Here is a 16,867-nt window from a genome sequence, read left to right on the forward strand (position 1 = left end):
GCTTACACGTTCCGCGAGAAGAAACCTTCACTTAATATCAGATTCACTCAAGCTCTTCCACTTGTAGGGTTGTGATTCTTATGTCGAACTCACGTTACTTACTCAGCTATTTCCTTATTACTTCCCCGGTGTAGGTGAATGTCCAGTTGCGGGAATGCAATGTTAATTTTTTCTTCAGTAAAACGACGATTGATCTCCATGTTCAAATCATGATGCAGATCTAATCGATCCGAAAGCTGACCCGCATAAACCCTCAACTCGAAATCCAACGAGCTTGCCCCAAATGCTGTAAATAAGGCGACAGGCTCCGGCTCGCGTAGAACCAAGGGATGATTTCTGGCAATTTCCAGTAACAATTCTCTGGCCTTATCACAATCTGATCCATAAGCAATGCCCACGGGTATTTTGATACGAGTGACCTGATCACTGAGAGTCCAGTTTAACAATTGCTGGGTGATAAATGTTTTATTAGGTACCACGACTTCCTTTCGATCAGCATCGATCAAAGTTGTCGCACGAATATTAATTTTGCTGACTGTACCGGTCACATCATTCAATGTGACAAGATCACCTATTCTGATAGGACGCTCAAACAGCAGGATTAACCCTGATACGAAATTAGCTACAATTTCCTGTAAGCCAAAGCCCAATCCAACACCCAGTGCTGCAACCAGCCATTGGATATTGGACCACTCCATACCGAGCATTTGGAATGTGACCATCACTCCGATAATGATAATCGCATATCTGAGTAGCGTAGTAATAGCGTATCCGGTGCCTGTATTCAAGGATAAATGCCGCAAAACCAGGAGCTCCAGCGTACCAGGCAAATTATGAGCAGCCACCATGACCAAGCCCAGAATGATCAATGCCACCAGCAATGTTTCCAACGTGATCAAGCGCACGACCGCTTCACCATCCCTCATAATTGAGGTTCGCCAGACAATAATATCTTCAAGAAATCCCAGTGCCGGTAGCATCTCGAACCAGATGACGCTTAAGCTGCTAATCAGCAATCCCCACACACTTATTTTCAATAAGGTAGCTGATTGTGTGCTAATTGATTCGATATCAATGTAGTTATCATCCACGAACTCAACCTCGCTTTTTCCAGTAGTTGCGCGATGGGCAAGCATTTCCTCCCGTTTGGCAATTGCTCTTTTAAAAGCAATTCTACGCTGGGCAATTAATAAGCTGCGGTAACCCAGGAAAAAAATCAGACTACAAAGTATTATCAAGGTGACTGACTGGAAAATCAGAATACTTTGATACAATGCAGCGAAATAATAGCCTCTTGCTGCCATGACAATCATGTACACCTGCTGCACGAAAAGAAGTAACATCCACAACCTGGGATTCTGAATTAAAGTAAAACTTTTCTCTTTATAGAGCTTTTTTCCAGTAGGTGTGATAGCCATCCAGCCTAAAGCAAATATCGCCAACACTATGCAGAGCAGCATAAAAGCAATTCTTCCAATACTGTTACGTACGATGTCATCCGCAAGACAATCTGTAAAAGCAATAATGACACTTAATACAAGTATCACTGGTGCATAAAATTTGATATCCCGGTACATTTTATCGACCATGTCCGCATGCCATCGGAACTGAGCAATGAATAATCCGGTTGGTCGGCAAAGCTGAAGAAGAAAATGCCAGAAAAAAACCGTGATGGCAGCGACGTAAAAAGCAAGAGAAAACGCATGGCTCATTTCTGTATTCATACTGTGCTGCAGAATTAGATGAATCAGTAGAAATGGTAAGGAAGTCACTAAAGATTGAATAACTACGAACAACAACATTCCGATAGGATAGCGTGCCTTGTCTTGATTGACTTTCCCCCAAGCTTCTTCACCGATTTCTTCCCAACGTAAATAGCGAGGCCAGTAAATCCGCCTAAAAATCACGCTGATCGATAAAGAAAAGGCTAGAACGACTAAAACTGGCAGCCATACCTTGTCGATAGTATTTGCTAGCGCTGTTTGCGTCTTGTCGGAAACAGACCAGGCGGCTGCATCGCTGAGATCATTCTTTATGTGTAAATCGATCGGTTTTGCACTGCGCGTGATCAGCAAGTTTTCTTTGAGTAAAAGCTCAAATTGATTGATTTTCTCAAGCAATTGATTCTTAATCGAAGCATAAAGCTCTAACTCTTTTACATAAGAATGCAATATTTCTAGAAATTGATCGATGATATGTAAACGGGAATCTTTAAGCTCCTGGAACCCTTCTGTTATTTCCTGGTAAGAAGGTGTTTGCTCATCAATAGCATAACCTTCAGTCATTCTTTTGAAATAAACTTTATCATTCGTCATTTCCAGCTTTTCTTGCTCAAGCTGGAACAATTCTAGTTTTGCACTACTTAATAATTTTTGTGTTTGCCTTATATTCGGCTTAGATAATATTTGCTTTAGTTGTTTCCTGATCTCGGTTCCTAATTCTTCATCTTCCTCTTGGAATTCGAGTCTTTGCTGGAGTGTTGCATAGTTCTTAGTAATAAGGTTAAGTCGGTTTTCTTGACGTGTTGTTTGCACCACCAATTTGGTCGCACGCGCAGCATAGTCACTAAGCTTGGCAGCAAGCTCTTCATTATCTTTAACCATCTTGAATAGTGCTGGATGCCATTTACTTTCACCTAGCAACTGTTCAGATCTCTCAACAATTTTTTTAGTCTCGGTTTTTCTTTTCAGGTTAATCTGCTTGGTTAACCATTCTACCTTCTGCACCAACATTTCGATCTCTGGCTTAAGTATCAGCTTTTCCTGTAAGGTAGCAATTTCAATAGCATTAGGTAAGGTTAAAACTTCCATCTCCAGCATGCGAATCTTGTCTGTCAGTGCTTGATTCTGATATTCCTGGTGAATCTTAAATGCATCAGCAATTTTCTCATCAGACATGTCTTTCGCCAGAGACATTTTTTCTGTCAATGATGCACGCACCTTGCTTGTTGCATCTAATTCTTCTTGAATCTTAATGGCGCGTTGACGAAGCGTGCCGATTTCGGAAGTCAGTTTCTGCTGCTGATTTTGTAGTTCTGACAATTTTGCTTGAGTGATAACACGCTGTTGCTCTATTTCGCTTAAAGATAATCCTTTTAGCTTTGTGACATCAGTTGGGGTCGAAATAGTTTTGTCTTTCTGCTCTTTCTGCTTTTTAAGTGTTTCGAGCTGCTGTGGATATTCCTTTAGTTGTTGCGAATAAAGTTGGGTTTTCTTGAGGTATTCCTGGTGGTCAAGTAGAACGTGCTGAGTATTGAGATAAATCTCTTTAAGTTCCTTTTTTTGCGGCGTTTCTTCCCCACTATTCAGCGTTTCAAGCTTAGTCTGGATTACCTGAAGTTGATTAGCGAATTCATCTGCCTGAGTATACTCAGCGCCTGTAACGATCCAGAATAGAAAAAAGATGATAGAAAGTAATTTAATCATGAATACCTACTTTTTGATGGATTTGCTCAAGATTTCTAAAAATGAAAAAATTCTAGAGCAATTCAAAACAACCGCTGGAAATTTGTATCTACTGGGCGATGCTAGCCAGGTAAAAAAATAAAAGCATTAAAAAAGATGAATAAGTAATGATGATCTTATTGCGTTGGATCTAATCGTTTTTTTCATTAATAACCGGTTTATTTGCGTTGTTTACAAGCTGCTGATCCGGAATCGGATTTGCAGGTTTACTCGATAAACCAGCGAGCAATATACCTAATTCGTAAAGTAAATAGAGCGGTATTGCCAGCATAAACTGTGAAATTACATCAGGAGGCGTAAAAATCGCGCCTATCACAAATGCACCTACTAGAACATAAGGACGTACTTCTTTCATTTTTGACAACGAGATGACGCCTGTCCGAACTAGCACTATAACGAACACAGGGACTTCAAAAGTAATGCCAAAGGTTAAGAACATGGTGAGGATAAAACCGAGGTATTCGCCGATATCGGTCATAACCGCCACCCCTTCAGGTGCAAAATAAACAATAAATTCAAATACTAGGGGTAATGCGGCCAAATAAGCAAATGCCATACCTACGAAAAACAATAAACTGCTGGCAATAACGAGTGGCAAAAACAGGCGCTTCTCATGGGAATACAGTCCAGGCGCGATAAAAGCCCAAATCTGATAAAGCGTATGCGGTAAGGTCATCAAAAACGCTGTCATCAGAGCCACTTGCATAGGTATAAAAAAAGGTGTGGTGACAGCTGTTGCAATCATTTGCCCACCTAATGGAAGCTTCTCCAGCAAAGGCTGCGCCAGGATGGTGTAAAGATCGCGCGCAAAATAGGCGCAGGGTAAGAAACCAAGTACCAACACAAAAAATACATGAATTAACCTGGTACGTAATTCCACTAGATGTGAAATAAAGGTGCTCTCGTCATTCATATGTTCATGATGAATCAGACTAGGTGAATAGGTATTGTTAAACTTGACAGTTACGTTATTAAGAAACTTTTCAAGTACTTTTATTTGACTCAGAAGTCTGTTGTGAAGACAGAGTTTGACTCTGAACAGCAATTGTCTTTTCTGTGGGAACGCTAATTTGCTCGATCTCAATCAGCGCCGGGTCTTTTATCTTCTCTGCTGCGTTTATACCGGCAGCTGTCTCTATTTGATCAAATTCCTTCCTTACTGCTTCTTCGATGGAGTGAGTCGTCTCCTGTACAGAATTTTTAAAACGCCTTAATTCATCGAGTTCTATCTCGTGGCGAATATCATTCTTGACATTATCGACATACCGTCGTGCACGTCCTAGTAAATGCCCTATCGTACGCGCTACTCGAGGAAGTCGTTCTGGTCCGATTACAATCAATGCCACCATCGAAATGACGAGCATTTCTGCAAAACTGATATCAAACATACTTCATTTCCCCCAAACATATTACTTTGCCGAAGGAACTATATCGAAAGAAACTGCTGATTTGCATCCTTCAGTGATAGTACTCACCGATATCGCCTGCCTTATGCGATGCGGTGATATTATAATTTAATCTCATTTTTCTCTTTGGCTTCTGCTTCGACAGAGCGATGAGTGATCTGCTGAGACTGAGAGGAAGAAGATGTATTACTTGTATTACTCTCTTCAGCACCTTTCATGCCTTCCTTAAATCCTCTGACCGCATTGCCAAGATCATTGCCCAGATTCCGGAGCTTCTTTGTACCAAAAACTAGCACGACAATTGCTAACACTACTAGCCAATGCCAAATGCTAAATGTTCCCATTGTTTACCCTCTTAATAAACGGTTTATTACCCATGATGAACCATCGTGGGCAAACGGTCTTTTCCTCCTATAATATGGATGTGAAGATGAAACACTTCTTGCCCGCCTACCCGTCCTGTATTAATAATCGTACGAAATCCGTTTGCACATCCCTGCTCTTTTGCCAGACGAGGAGCCAACCATAACATTTTTCCCAATAGCTGTTGATCCGTTTCGCCCACATCATATAATGAATTGATATGTTGCTTGGGTATCAGGAGGAAATGGACTGGTGCAGCCGGATGAATATCATGGAATGCAACAAAATCTTGATCTTCAAATACTTTGTTGGCAGGAATTTCTCCTCTTACAATCTTGCAAAAAATACACTCTTCCATTTATTGTCCTGTTTTACGCGAAAGTTTTTCTTCAATACCCGAAGTACCTTCTCGTCGCTCCAATTCGTGCAGTACATCTTCGGGTTTTAATCCATGATGCGCAAGTAATACTAGGCAATGAAACCATAAATCTGCGATTTCATAAACAAGATGTGCTGCATTTCCATCTTTTGAAGCCATGATAGTTTCCGCTGCTTCTTCAGCAATTTTTTTGAGTATTTTATCCTGACCACTCGTGAGCAGTTTTGCCACATAAGAATTGGAGGAATCAGCGCTTTTACGCGCCTCGATAGTTTCTGCCAAACGATAAAGAATAGATGAATCAATCATTGCTTATAGATCTTCGTCGGATCCTTAATAATAGGCGTTATGACTACCCACTGATCTCTTTCCAATTTATTAAAAAAACAACTCTGCCTGCCCGTGTGACATGCAATCCCTCCCACTTGCTCCACGGTAAGTAATATCACATCCTCGTCACAGTCCAGGTAAATTGCCTTCACCTTCTGCACATGACCAGATTCTTCTCCTTTCCGCCAAATTCTTTTGCGGGAACGTGACCAATAAACAGCCTCACCTGTCTCGGCAGTCAATTTGATAGTGTCTCTATTCATCCAGGCTACCATCAATACTTTACCGCTCTTTTCATCTTGTGCAATGACGGGTACTAACCCCTCTGCAGACCAGTTTATTTTATTTAGCCAAGCATCCGACATAAAAGTTCATTTTAATAAGAGATTATCGAAACTCTATTTGCATATTACAGACGCACTTCAATTCCATGTTTTGCTAAATATCGCTTGGCTTCCTGGATCGTGTGTTGACCATAGTGAAAAATGCTGGCCGCCAGTACTGCATCAGCATGCCCTTGCAGAATACCCTCAACAAGGTGATCCAAACTACCTACTCCACCACTAGCAATTACCGGTAGATCGACTGCGTCAGAAATGGCGCGAGTCAGGGCCAGATCAAAGCCGTGGCGCGTGCCATCTCTGTCCATGCTAGTCAGTAAAATTTCACCAGCACCTAGCGCCTGTATTTTTTTGGCCCATTCTATCGCATCAAGCCCTGTTGCATTACGCCCCCCATGAGTAAATACCTCCCAGCGTGGACTATTATGTTTATCGTCCATGACTTGCTTGGCATCTATTGCGACAACGATGCATTGGGAACCGTAATGACTCGCTGCATCTTCTACCAGCTGCGGATTAAGCACCGCAGAAGTGTTGACGCTGACCTTGTCAGCGCCTGCATTTAACAGCCGGCGAACATCATCAACCTTACGTACCCCTCCACCGACAGTTAACGGAATGAAGACCTGAGCTGCCACTTCTTCAACAATATGCAGAATCAAATCGCGATTATCTGAGCTGGCAGTAATATCCAGAAAAACAAGCTCATCAGCACCCTGCTCATCATAGCGATGCGCTATTTCCACAGGATTACCTGCATCTCGAAGTGAAACAAAATTAACACCCTTGACAACACGTCCATTGTTGACATCAAGACACGGAATAATTCGTTTGGCAAGACCCATGAATCCAGAGACCTTTACAATATCGAATAAAAAAGAGGGAGGAAACATGTGAACAGACTTCAATTCTATTCACGACGTCATGTTATTTTTCGTCAGACCATTGCACTTAGTTCATCGGCCAATAGTTGTGCCTTTTTAAAATCCAGCATACCCTCATAAATAGCGCGACCAGTAATCGCACCCATTATACCTTCTGACTCAATTTCACAAAGTGTCTTAATATCATCCAGATTGGTAATGCCTCCACTGGCAACCACCGGAACAGTCAGTTTCCGCGCCAACGCTATAGTTGCCTCAATATTGATACCCGTAAGCATGCCGTCACGACCGATGTCAGTATAAATAATCGCCTCGACCCCATAATCTTCAAACTTTCTCGCCAGATCCACAACGTCGTGGCCAGTGACTTTAGACCAACCGTCCACTGCCACCTTACCATCTTTAGCGTCAAGCCCTACCATAATCTGACCAGGGAAGGCATAACACGCATCATGCAAAAACCCGGGTATTTTCACTGCAGCTGTTCCAATAATGACATAACTAATGCCATTATCTAAATAACGCTCGATGGTTTCCAGATCACGAATCCCTCCGCCAAGCTGAATCGGAATTCTTCCGTTAATTGCCTTAACAATAGTACGAATAATTGATTCATTCTTTGGTTTACCAGCAAATGCGCCGTTTAAATCGACTAAGTGTAAACGACGCGCGCCTTGTTCCAACCAGTGCCGAGCCATAGCATCAGGATTTTCAGAAAATACAGTTGCGTCATCCATGACTCCTTGTTTAAGACGTACGCATTGTCCATCTTTAATATCTATTGCAGGAATAATCAGCATATATTGTCAGGATAAATAATTGAGAATAAAAGTAGCGAACTGAAAAAAACCATAGGTAATGTATATTAAATTAGATTGTATTAACGACTGGAATGCGGCTCCCACTTGGTAAAATTACTTAATAACGTCAAACCCGCCAGCTGACTTTTTTCCGGATGAAATTGAACAGCAAAAATATTGTCTTTAGCAATCGCACACGTAAATGGAGTTGGATAAAGCGTATAAGCAGCTGTTATTTCCGGATTGATCGCTTCCACATAATAGCTGTGAACAAAATAAAAGCGTGCATCACTGTCAATACCTTTCCATAACGAGTGCTGGATTGTTTGATGTACCTGATTCCAGCCCATGTGAGGAACTTTGAGCTTATTTCTATCCGAATCTATCATCGCATCATGCGAGAAATGACGCACTTTGCCAGGCAAGATTCCTAAACCCTTTACATTTCCTTCTTCACTTTCATCAAACAACATTTGCAAACCTAGGCAGATACCGAGAAAAGGTTTATTTCTGGCTGCTTCCAGCACAACATCCTTTAATCCATGACTCGTCAGCTCACGCATGCAATTAGGCATCGCCCCTTGACCAGGAACAACAACGCGTGACGCTTTTTGGACAATAGCTGGATCACTGGTTACGACAATGGAAGCAGTGGGCGCAACATGCTCGAGCGCTTTAGATACCGAACGTAAATTACCCATTCCGTAATCAACAATGGCGATATCAGTCATACTTGATTTGAAAAAAAAGAAGAAGTTTACAAAGAACCTTTTGTGGAAGGAATCAAATCTATAGCACGCGGGTCTACCTCTAACGCCATGCGTAAAGCTCGCCCAAATGCCTTAAAAATAGTTTCTGCCTGATGGTGCGCATTATTACCTGAGAGATTATCTATGTGCAAGGTAATCATGGCATGATTGACTAAACCCTGAAAAAATTCATGCACCAGATCGACATCAAATTCACCAATACGTGCACGTACAAATTCAACATGGAACGCCATGCCAGGGCGACCAGATAGATCAATTACCACTCTTGACAATGCCTCATCGAGCGGCACATAAGCATGCCCGTAGCGGCGTATGCCTTTTTTATTCCCGAACACCTGGGCTAGCGCCTGTCCCATGGTGATACCAATGTCTTCCACAGTATGATGAGCATCGATATGTAAATCACCTTTTGCTTTTATTTTCAGATCAATCATGCCATGACGCGCGATCTGATCAAGCATATGATCAAAAAAAGGTACGCCGGTATCTAGTATCGCCTGACCACTACCATCCAGATTGATTTCGACAGTAATTTGAGTTTCCAGCGTATTACGTGTAACTTGGACTTGACGCATAGAGAAGTTCTGTTTCGTGATTATATACGATCAGGCTAATTGCAATGGTTTATCGAGTATGCGACGAAGTGTTTTGCAGAATTGTGTATTTTCATCAGAAGTACCTACTGTGACGCGCAGGCAATTTTTTAATAATGGATGTGTACCATCAAGATTTTTGATTAATATACCGTACTGCTGAAGTTCTTGAAAAATCCGACTAGCCTCGTTAAGACGAAATAAAATAAAATTTGCATCTGATGGAAAAACTTCAACACCTTCCATCGTTGCCAGGCGGGCTCTCAAAATAGTTCGCTCCGCTTTAATGGCTGCAGCCTGTTCCAACAATATATCATAATGCTGAAATATTCTCTCCGCTATCAATTGTGTCATGATCCCTACATTATAGGGCAAACGCAGCTTTTCCAATTGTGCCAGCCATTCAGGCCGCCCAACCAGCAGCCCCAATCTTAACCCAGCCAATCCTAATTTTGAGAGCGTACGCATCAGCAATAAATTGGGATATTGAGTGAGCATATCCATAAAAGTTGCATCGGCAAATGCCTGATAGGCTTCATCGACTATGACAATGCCTGGAGTAGCCTCAATAATACGACAGATTGCCTGAGGATCAAATAAATTACCACTGGGATTATTCGGATAAGCCAGAAAAATAACTGCAGGCCGGTGTTGAGAAATAGCGGCAAGCATGGCATCCAAGTCAAGAGAAAAATTAGCGGTTAATGGCACTCCCACATAATTCATGCCACAAAAAGTAGCAATGATACGAAACATGGCAAATCCGGGATCAACACCCATCAGCACTGCTTCTGGTTTAGCCGTAGCAAGCGCAATGGCCTGAATGATCTCGTCCGATCCATTTCCCAGCATAATCGCCATTTCAGAAGGAATGGACAGGGTATTTCTTAGTATTACCTTAAGTGACGTGGCACTAGGATCAGGATAACGATTAATATGGGCATCCTCTGCCAATTGAGAAATTTCTTCTCGCAAAATCAAAGGCAAAGTATAAGGATTCTCCATTGCATCCAACTTTATCATTCCATCTGCAGAAGGAACATGATAAGCGGAAAGCGCAAGAATTTCCGGGCGGATGATACTTTTGAGTAAATTGGACATGCTATTTGATCAAGGGTAACTGGAAATTCAAGCTTGAAAGACAAGAAGTATGTAAAGCATTTAATCGCAGCAAGTTAAATTGGAGGATTGATATCGACTAACATGTTATATAAATCAAATTGCCAACTTCAATGGATAGATCATCATTTAGTATTCAATCTCTTTATTAGATACTTATTCATTTTATATCTAATTAAAAAGAGTGTTAAAAAATTTTTATATTCTTGAATTATTCAATGACAAAGTCTATCAGTTCTTTTTTACGACGGCTCATTATCTTTTTTCTCTTGCCATGTTATATACCAAAAAATACATACAATGACTGCGACAGGAAAAATTACATAATAACCAAGCGCATAAGTTGCTGCATCCATCTCCTCCCCTGCTGGCAAGGGACTACTGATAATTTTGTAACCATGGAATACCGCCACAAAGAATACACCCACCAGTCCTGCAATCCGCCGATTGAATAATAGTCGACCTGCTATTAGATTAAGTCCATGTGTAGCAAAGTATCCAAGAAAATAGACTACCGTATAAAAAATTAATGCACCCACTGATGTCAGTAAATTTATGAGTTTGTCGGATAAATCAAATGAATGATCAAGTCAATCTCTTTCCAATTTCTTTTATTCGCGATAATACCTAAACAGCTGATCATCAATCAACTTGTATTCCTCAGTTAAATGGGCTCAAGCGTCTGATTTAGTCAAAGCTTCATCTCGTATTTCAATCAATTATTGTATAGAAATAAAATACTTATCTAATATATTCCATCATTCTAAAATGATAATGAATAAATACTACTCGCTTGTCACAATCATGTATCCAAGCTTCTTTAATTCGGATTTGAAGTGCTGCTATCATGCAGAATCTTAAATAGATTAGTATGCCACCAGCTATTAGAACAAAAATTACAAACAAGGTTTTGCTCGTGACCAAACAATCAAAAAGTCACTACCTTATTTTTAAACAAAATTATAATTCAGGAGGCCACCGCAAAGAAGCCAAACAAGGTATGCTCACCTGCATAGGGTATCGATAACTGCTCTAGCATTACGGGATGTAGCCGAAATTACGAAATTACTTTGTGTAGATAGTGAGAAGCAAGAAAGGAGGAATTAGATCGCTACTATTATTGTAAGGCAAAGCAGTCCATTTAATCGCTATTGCTATTATCGAATAAGGGGATAATATGAATAAAAATCAGGATTCCATAAAAACTGATGACAGCGAAATCCACAGTAAAATAGAACTTCTTACCCAACTGCAAGCACATCGGTTGGAATTAGAGAAACAAAACAGCAAACTTAAGGATGTGCAACAGCAGCTAAAAGAAACACACGACCGCTATGCTGCTCTCTATGATAATGTTCCAGTAGGCTATCTTATACTAGATAAAGCCGGGAATATCCTAGCAATCAACCTAACCGGATCTACCCTGCTCGGTAAGGAGCATGAGTTCATTTTGAACAAGTCTTTCTTAAGTTACATTGTTCAAGACGACAATGATAGATTTCTTAACTACCTGCAACAAACTTTCAATTCCTCCACTAACACCGTCACTGAACTGAGGATCAAAGGGTCGCTCAACAAAGCAATTCACATACGGTTGGAAAGTTTAGTCATAAAAGATGCCGATATTTGCCACACAGTAATGACCAATATCAACCTTATCAAAGAAACAACCGATCGCAATCAAGAATTATTACACGGAAACCGTCGGCTGATGCAGAATCTATTCAAGATACAGGAAGAGGAACGACGCCTTCTCGCGCACGAGCTACATGATGAACTAGGGCAGTGGCTTACAGCCATACACGCAGAAACAGAAACGATTGCCTATTTCTCGGAAAAAGATTCAGCCATTCATATCAGCGCTCAAGCTATTAAAGAATGCATAAAAAAAATGCATGACGCGATGCGCGATATGTTGTGTCAATTACGTCCTGTTCTCCTGGACACGCTGGGGCTGGAAGATGCGTTACTTGAACTTAAAAAACAGTGGACTACCCACAATCCTCACATCACGCTCGAACTAGAGTTCGAAGGTAAATTTGACAATCTCAGCGAGCTCATTAATATCACCACATTTCGCATTGTTCAAGAGGCGCTCAACAATGTTCGCAATCATGCCCAAGCTAACTCGGTTCTGATACACTTGCATCGCAAAACTGGGGCAATCCCTGCGGATGACGTTCTGTCACTAAGCGTAGAAGACAATGGCAAAGGTTACGATGTCAATCAAGTACCTCATGGATTAGGGCTGCTGGGAATGCGTGAACGAGCAATCGCTGCGGGTGGTAAGTTTTTTGTTCGCAGCATTCCAAGCCATGGAACACAGATTCACGCAAAGTTTCCACTTGACTCCTCCAACAGAAGAAGAAAAACGGATGCACTTTAGCGGCTCGGCTCAAATGAGTCGCTAAATGATACTGATGGATAATCATCCTGTAGTACGCGCCAGCTATCAAATGCGTTTACCACATGAGAATTCCAGATATTCAAAATTTATAGCGGAAGGAAATTCATTCATACAAATTGCGGAAATGAAATATTTTCTATCCGCACTAAAACTAGCATCTTTCATCACAGCCGTAGGAGAAAAAACTGAAATTGCAGTACATTCCATCCAACTCGCTCCCCTGCTATCGGTTGCAAATGAGTTGCAATGTTATTTATATGAAATGTAAATAATTCTACGCACACTTTTGTTTTTATATTTTAAACTCTGATTTTAGCTCCCATTGCAAGAAGACTATTTTCTCCAGTCATCTAGCATTCTTACCTCGCTTATTACGCTCTTAAGGAATTTCCTTAGATAAAATTAAACTCTATACTTATTTTATTACTGTGCCCAATGCCCCAAAATATACCCAAACCATAATTAAACTCACTTGAGTCATGATTCACAACCTAAGGTTACTTAGTATATCTTTGCAGGCAGATTCAAGGTTGAATCCGCCTGTGGGTTAAGACTTTAGAAACGTAAAAATTAAAATAAGTATAAGTGATCATGAGATATAGTGGACTAACTTCACCAAGCTCAGCAGTGAATGGTGTAAAAATTCACGTTAGGCTTCCACTGAAAACAGTAGAGGGGCTCGAATTGTGAGAGAAAAGCCAATTACAGTTTTATTAATTGATGACCATCCAGTAGTACGCAATGGATATCGCCGTCTACTCGAAAGTACTGCAGATATTCATGTAGTAGCTGATGCTGATAATGGAGAAACTGGCTGTCTCCTTCATCAAGAGCATAAACCCGATGTGACCATTATTGATCTAAATCTAGACAGGCAAGGAATAGATGGATTAGAGACTATTCATCGTATCAAAATAAAAAATCCAGCTGCCAATATTCTAGTATTCAGCATGTACAGCAATGAAATCATGGTCCAGCGCGCGCTGAATATGGGAGCAACCGGCTACATTACCAAGCAAAGTAACCTCGAACAATTGCTAAAAGCGGTTCGCAAGGTAAGTGAGGGGCACGTCTATATCGATCAAGAGTTGGCTTCTAATTTACTTACTGATAAATGGGGCGGCAAACCTTCTGAAAATCCCCTGGATGTGCTTTCCAAGCGTGAATTCCAGTTATTTAAACTAATAGCGGAGGGAAATTCAGTAGTGCAAATTGCAGAAATGATTTCTATCAGTCCAAAAACTGTTGGTGTCCATCAGGCAAGCATCATGAAGAAATTAAAATTAAAAAATAGATCTCAACTTGTTCGTCTCGCTATTAACTGTAATGTCATTCAAGCGTAACGCTTGCCATCCCCATTATTTCCTAATATTAGAGGAGCGCGGGTGCTTCCAATTCTCTGGCAAAACTAACCTCAATAAAGTAAGCAAACCAAAGGCATTTGTCGTCCAAATATCTGTCACACCTTAAGCCGCCAATGGCAACTTGTCTCATAGTAAGTTGATGATATTGCTTAATTTTATCTTGATTTCAGAGATCATATCTAGGTTTCCGCAGCATAACCGTCGTAACAAAGTTTCCTCAAGCCCAGAAATACCTACTCTGACGCTACAGTAGTTTCGCAATAATCAATTACTTCATTTTTAAAGATTTTCCTTATAGGAAATTAAGGCTAGCGCTTATTTTTTTTATTGCTTGCCATACCAGAATGTAATCGCCAAACCAGATGATGGTGAAGCAAAACCATTCTAATAGAACTAGAAATTCAATTTCTAAGGAGAAATAAAATGAATCAATTTAATAAAAAAATCATGATTGCCAGCATTCTTCTTATTTTCGGTGCTTCAGGCCAAGCTTTTGCAGCAACCCCATCTTTGGGAAATAGCCAAACACAGCCAATTCCTACCCCTAAGCCAGTCACTAACAATATAACAGATAGCTTTAATAGAGCCATCGATGCCACCAGAAATGACAAAGATGTAAGAATTAATGATAGCTTCAATAAAGCCGTCGATGTGACCAAAAATGATAACGATACCACTACCAGGGTAGATAGCTCGGCTAAGGCTAATGACAAAGCAGCAGCAGTTGGCCGTGATGGTGACGTAACGACTACTATTGACGCTACCAAAGTAAATAGCTGGGCCAAAGCTAATGACAAATCAGCAGCAGTTGGTCGTGATGGTGACGCAACGACTACTACTCACACTAACGCTACCAAAGCCGATGCTCATGATAAAGCTGCAGCAGTAGGCGGTAATGGTGACGCAACGACTACTGCTAACACTACTACTAACGCTACCAAAGCCGATGCTCATGATAGAGCTGCAGCAGTAGGCGGTAATGGTACTGCTACTAACACTCTTATGAACCCTAATGCTATTGGAACTGGCAGTGCCGCTTCTAGTAGCGGAGATGCTCGCTCCGAGTTCAAAGTAAATATTTCTTCCCTGTCAGGAACTGTCACTGGTCAAGGTGCTAGTGCTACTGCACAAAACCACTCAGCAGCTCTTGCTGCCAATTTACCAGTTGGTAACCACTTGGCGAATGCGTTCAATGGCTCTGCCGGCATTAATCAAAATGTACAAAACTCAGGTAACGGCTCTTTGGCCCAGCAAGAAGTGTCTTTTCAAGGAAACGTAACTGTTAATCCTCATTAACTTTTCTTAACTCAGTATGACTTGCCAGTGGGTGCCTAATCACTCACTGGCCTCGTAAAAAAGGATTAATAATTATGAAAATTTTTATTTTAAAGCGTTACGTATCCTCCATCCTCAGTATGACCTACCAGTGGGTACCTAATCACTCACTGGTCTCGTTAAAAAGGATTAATAATCATGGAAACTTTTATTTTAAAGCGTTGCGTATCTTCGCTCCTCCTGCTTGTTGGATTACAAAGCCTGGCAACCAGAGCCGATTTAACGCATGACCAGCAAAATAAAACATTCCTTTCGCAAATCGAGGTTGTCATGTTAGAAGAACTGGAAAATCAAAGGGCACGGGGTGGATTTGATTTGACCACTATTAATGACATGAATGTGCAAGCAGCCCTAACGGGCAATATAGCGAATCATAATGTCACAGGCGCCAATATTATTGACCACGGCGCCTTTGCAAATTCAGCCGGCATGTTCTCCGTGATTCAAAACACTGGCAACAATGTACTCATTCAGGATTCAACGATCGTGAATGTCACCATCATGCCTTAATGGCGAAAGGCAATGATATGAAGCGTTTCTTAACTAAATATGCTTTGCTCAGTTTGGCTGCAGTTTGTGGCAACGCCAGCTCTCTTGATCTTAATGGAATTGCAGGAGGAGGAAACTTTAATGTCTCAGTGAAGAGCTTCGCAGAGATGAAATTTAAAACTGTTTACAAACAGCAGTTTGATTACAGCTGTGGCTCGGCAGCATTAGCAAGTCTGCTGACTTTCCACTATAACGACAAGGTCAATGAGCAAAGTGTATTTGTTGACATGTTCCAGTATGGTGATCAGGAAAAAATCAAAGTACTAGGGTCTGTTGACGTTTTGAGATAAGTATTTCATAAATAGAAGCAAACTCGTAATATTGAGGTGTTCTCACACCACCAATAAAACGAGTTTGCGATGCCCCGATTGATGCTCAGCGATGAGTTCTGGTCGAAGCTGGAGAAAATTCTGCTTCAAGAAGCGATTTATAACAAGCGCAATTTGCGCATGACAGTAGAAGGTATGCTATACCGAATGCGGGTTGGTTGTCCGTGGCGAGACTTACCTGAGGTGTTTGGATGCTGGAATTCCATCTACAAGAGATTCAATGCCTGGTCATTAAGTAACAAGTGGAACAGAATTTTCAAGGCACTGATTATTGATCCAGATTGGGAGTGGGAATTTATTGATGGCAGCTACGTTAAAGCGCATCAGCATAGTGCGGGGGCGGTAGGTCAAGAGCCGCAAGCCATCGGGAAAAGCCGTGCGGGTAACACTACAAAGATTCATTTGGCGGTTGATGGTTGTGGTTTACCAGTTGA

The 16,867-nt window shown here is 41.2% G+C and carries 20 protein-coding genes; 7 read left to right on the top strand and 13 right to left on the bottom strand.

Annotated elements, in window-relative coordinates; all coding sequences use genetic code 11:
• Positions 1 to 98: 98 nt before the first annotated feature.
• The 13 genes from BLV54_RS11700 to BLV54_RS11760 form a co-directional block, all read right to left on the bottom strand.
• Positions 99 to 3,425: a mechanosensitive ion channel domain-containing protein gene (locus tag BLV54_RS11700; protein WP_090571846.1), complete on the bottom strand. Its 3,327-nt coding sequence runs from the start codon at positions 3,423 to 3,425 to the stop codon at positions 99 to 101.
• Between the two features lie 169 nt (positions 3,426 to 3,594).
• Entirely contained in the window at positions 3,595 to 4,377 is a 783-nt protein-coding gene (tatC, locus tag BLV54_RS11705; RefSeq protein ID WP_090571847.1) for a twin-arginine translocase subunit TatC, read from the bottom strand.
• A 70-nt stretch (positions 4,378 to 4,447) separates the two neighbouring features.
• Positions 4,448 to 4,852, bottom strand: a complete 405-nt coding sequence (gene tatB / locus BLV54_RS11710) for a Sec-independent protein translocase protein TatB (protein ID WP_090571848.1) — start codon at positions 4,850 to 4,852, stop codon at positions 4,448 to 4,450.
• A gap of 119 nt (positions 4,853 to 4,971) precedes the next feature.
• The gene (tatA, locus tag BLV54_RS11715) at positions 4,972 to 5,214 is read right to left on the bottom strand and encodes a Sec-independent protein translocase subunit TatA (protein ID WP_090571849.1); all 243 of its coding nucleotides are present in this window, start codon (positions 5,212 to 5,214) and stop codon (positions 4,972 to 4,974) included.
• Between the two features lie 26 nt (positions 5,215 to 5,240).
• A complete protein-coding gene (locus tag BLV54_RS11720) occupies positions 5,241 to 5,591 on the bottom strand; it encodes a histidine triad nucleotide-binding protein (protein WP_090571850.1) in 351 nt (116 codons plus the stop codon).
• Positions 5,592 to 5,921 carry a phosphoribosyl-ATP diphosphatase gene (locus tag BLV54_RS11725; RefSeq protein ID WP_090571851.1) on the bottom strand — a complete coding sequence of 110 codons (330 nt, stop codon included), beginning with the start codon at positions 5,919 to 5,921 and terminating at the stop codon, positions 5,592 to 5,594.
• Positions 5,918 to 6,307 carry a phosphoribosyl-AMP cyclohydrolase gene (hisI, locus tag BLV54_RS11730; RefSeq protein WP_090571852.1) on the bottom strand — a complete coding sequence of 130 codons (390 nt, stop codon included), beginning with the start codon at positions 6,305 to 6,307 and terminating at the stop codon, positions 5,918 to 5,920. Before hisI ends, BLV54_RS11725 begins: the two co-directional genes overlap by 4 nt.
• A gap of 44 nt (positions 6,308 to 6,351) precedes the next feature.
• Positions 6,352 to 7,128, bottom strand: coding sequence for an imidazole glycerol phosphate synthase subunit HisF (gene hisF / locus BLV54_RS11735; RefSeq protein ID WP_090571864.1), 777 nt, complete (start codon positions 7,126 to 7,128; stop codon positions 6,352 to 6,354).
• A 92-nt stretch (positions 7,129 to 7,220) separates the two neighbouring features.
• A complete protein-coding gene (gene hisA, locus BLV54_RS11740) occupies positions 7,221 to 7,967 on the bottom strand; it encodes a 1-(5-phosphoribosyl)-5-[(5-phosphoribosylamino)methylideneamino]imidazole-4-carboxamide isomerase (RefSeq protein WP_090571853.1) in 747 nt (248 codons plus the stop codon).
• A gap of 80 nt (positions 7,968 to 8,047) precedes the next feature.
• Positions 8,048 to 8,698, bottom strand: coding sequence for an imidazole glycerol phosphate synthase subunit HisH (gene hisH, locus BLV54_RS11745; RefSeq protein WP_090571854.1), 651 nt, complete (start codon positions 8,696 to 8,698; stop codon positions 8,048 to 8,050).
• A 26-nt stretch (positions 8,699 to 8,724) separates the two neighbouring features.
• Positions 8,725 to 9,312: an imidazoleglycerol-phosphate dehydratase HisB gene (hisB, locus tag BLV54_RS11750; RefSeq protein ID WP_090571855.1), complete on the bottom strand. Its 588-nt coding sequence runs from the start codon at positions 9,310 to 9,312 to the stop codon at positions 8,725 to 8,727.
• Between the two features lie 30 nt (positions 9,313 to 9,342).
• Positions 9,343 to 10,431: a histidinol-phosphate transaminase gene (hisC, locus tag BLV54_RS11755; protein WP_090571856.1), complete on the bottom strand. Its 1,089-nt coding sequence runs from the start codon at positions 10,429 to 10,431 to the stop codon at positions 9,343 to 9,345.
• A gap of 260 nt (positions 10,432 to 10,691) precedes the next feature.
• A complete protein-coding gene (locus BLV54_RS11760) occupies positions 10,692 to 10,988 on the bottom strand; it encodes a hypothetical protein (RefSeq protein ID WP_090571857.1) in 297 nt (98 codons plus the stop codon).
• A 638-nt stretch (positions 10,989 to 11,626) separates the two neighbouring features.
• On the opposite strand from BLV54_RS11760, the gene BLV54_RS11765 reads away from it, so the two are divergent.
• The 7 genes from BLV54_RS11765 to BLV54_RS11795 form a co-directional block, all read left to right on the top strand.
• Positions 11,627 to 12,835 carry an ATP-binding protein gene (locus BLV54_RS11765; RefSeq protein ID WP_090571858.1) on the top strand — a complete coding sequence of 403 codons (1,209 nt, stop codon included), beginning with the start codon at positions 11,627 to 11,629 and terminating at the stop codon, positions 12,833 to 12,835.
• Positions 12,836 to 12,860: 25 nt separating this feature from the next.
• The gene (locus BLV54_RS11770; RefSeq protein ID WP_090571859.1) at positions 12,861 to 13,124 is read left to right on the top strand and encodes a hypothetical protein; all 264 of its coding nucleotides are present in this window, start codon (positions 12,861 to 12,863) and stop codon (positions 13,122 to 13,124) included.
• Positions 13,125 to 13,542: 418 nt separating this feature from the next.
• Positions 13,543 to 14,199 (top strand): response regulator, encoded by a 657-nt coding sequence (locus BLV54_RS11775; RefSeq protein ID WP_090571860.1) that lies wholly within the window; start codon positions 13,543 to 13,545, stop codon positions 14,197 to 14,199.
• 444 nt (positions 14,200 to 14,643) lie between these two features.
• On the top strand, positions 14,644 to 15,516 hold the full coding sequence (locus BLV54_RS11780) for a hypothetical protein (protein ID WP_090571861.1): 873 nt from the start codon (positions 14,644 to 14,646) through the stop codon (positions 15,514 to 15,516).
• A 177-nt stretch (positions 15,517 to 15,693) separates the two neighbouring features.
• A complete protein-coding gene (locus BLV54_RS11785; RefSeq protein ID WP_090571862.1) occupies positions 15,694 to 16,065 on the top strand; it encodes a hypothetical protein in 372 nt (123 codons plus the stop codon).
• A 17-nt stretch (positions 16,066 to 16,082) separates the two neighbouring features.
• Positions 16,083 to 16,394: a cysteine peptidase family C39 domain-containing protein gene (locus BLV54_RS11790; protein ID WP_143032499.1), complete on the top strand. Its 312-nt coding sequence runs from the start codon at positions 16,083 to 16,085 to the stop codon at positions 16,392 to 16,394.
• Positions 16,395 to 16,463: 69 nt separating this feature from the next.
• Positions 16,464 to 16,867: IS5 family transposase (locus BLV54_RS11795; RefSeq protein ID WP_143032488.1), on the top strand; the 404-nt coding region annotated here is incomplete at its 3' end.

Origin of the sequence: Nitrosomonas sp. Nm33 (genome assembly GCF_900107265.1) — a bacterium.
Taxonomy (GTDB): domain Bacteria; phylum Pseudomonadota; class Gammaproteobacteria; order Burkholderiales; family Nitrosomonadaceae; genus Nitrosomonas.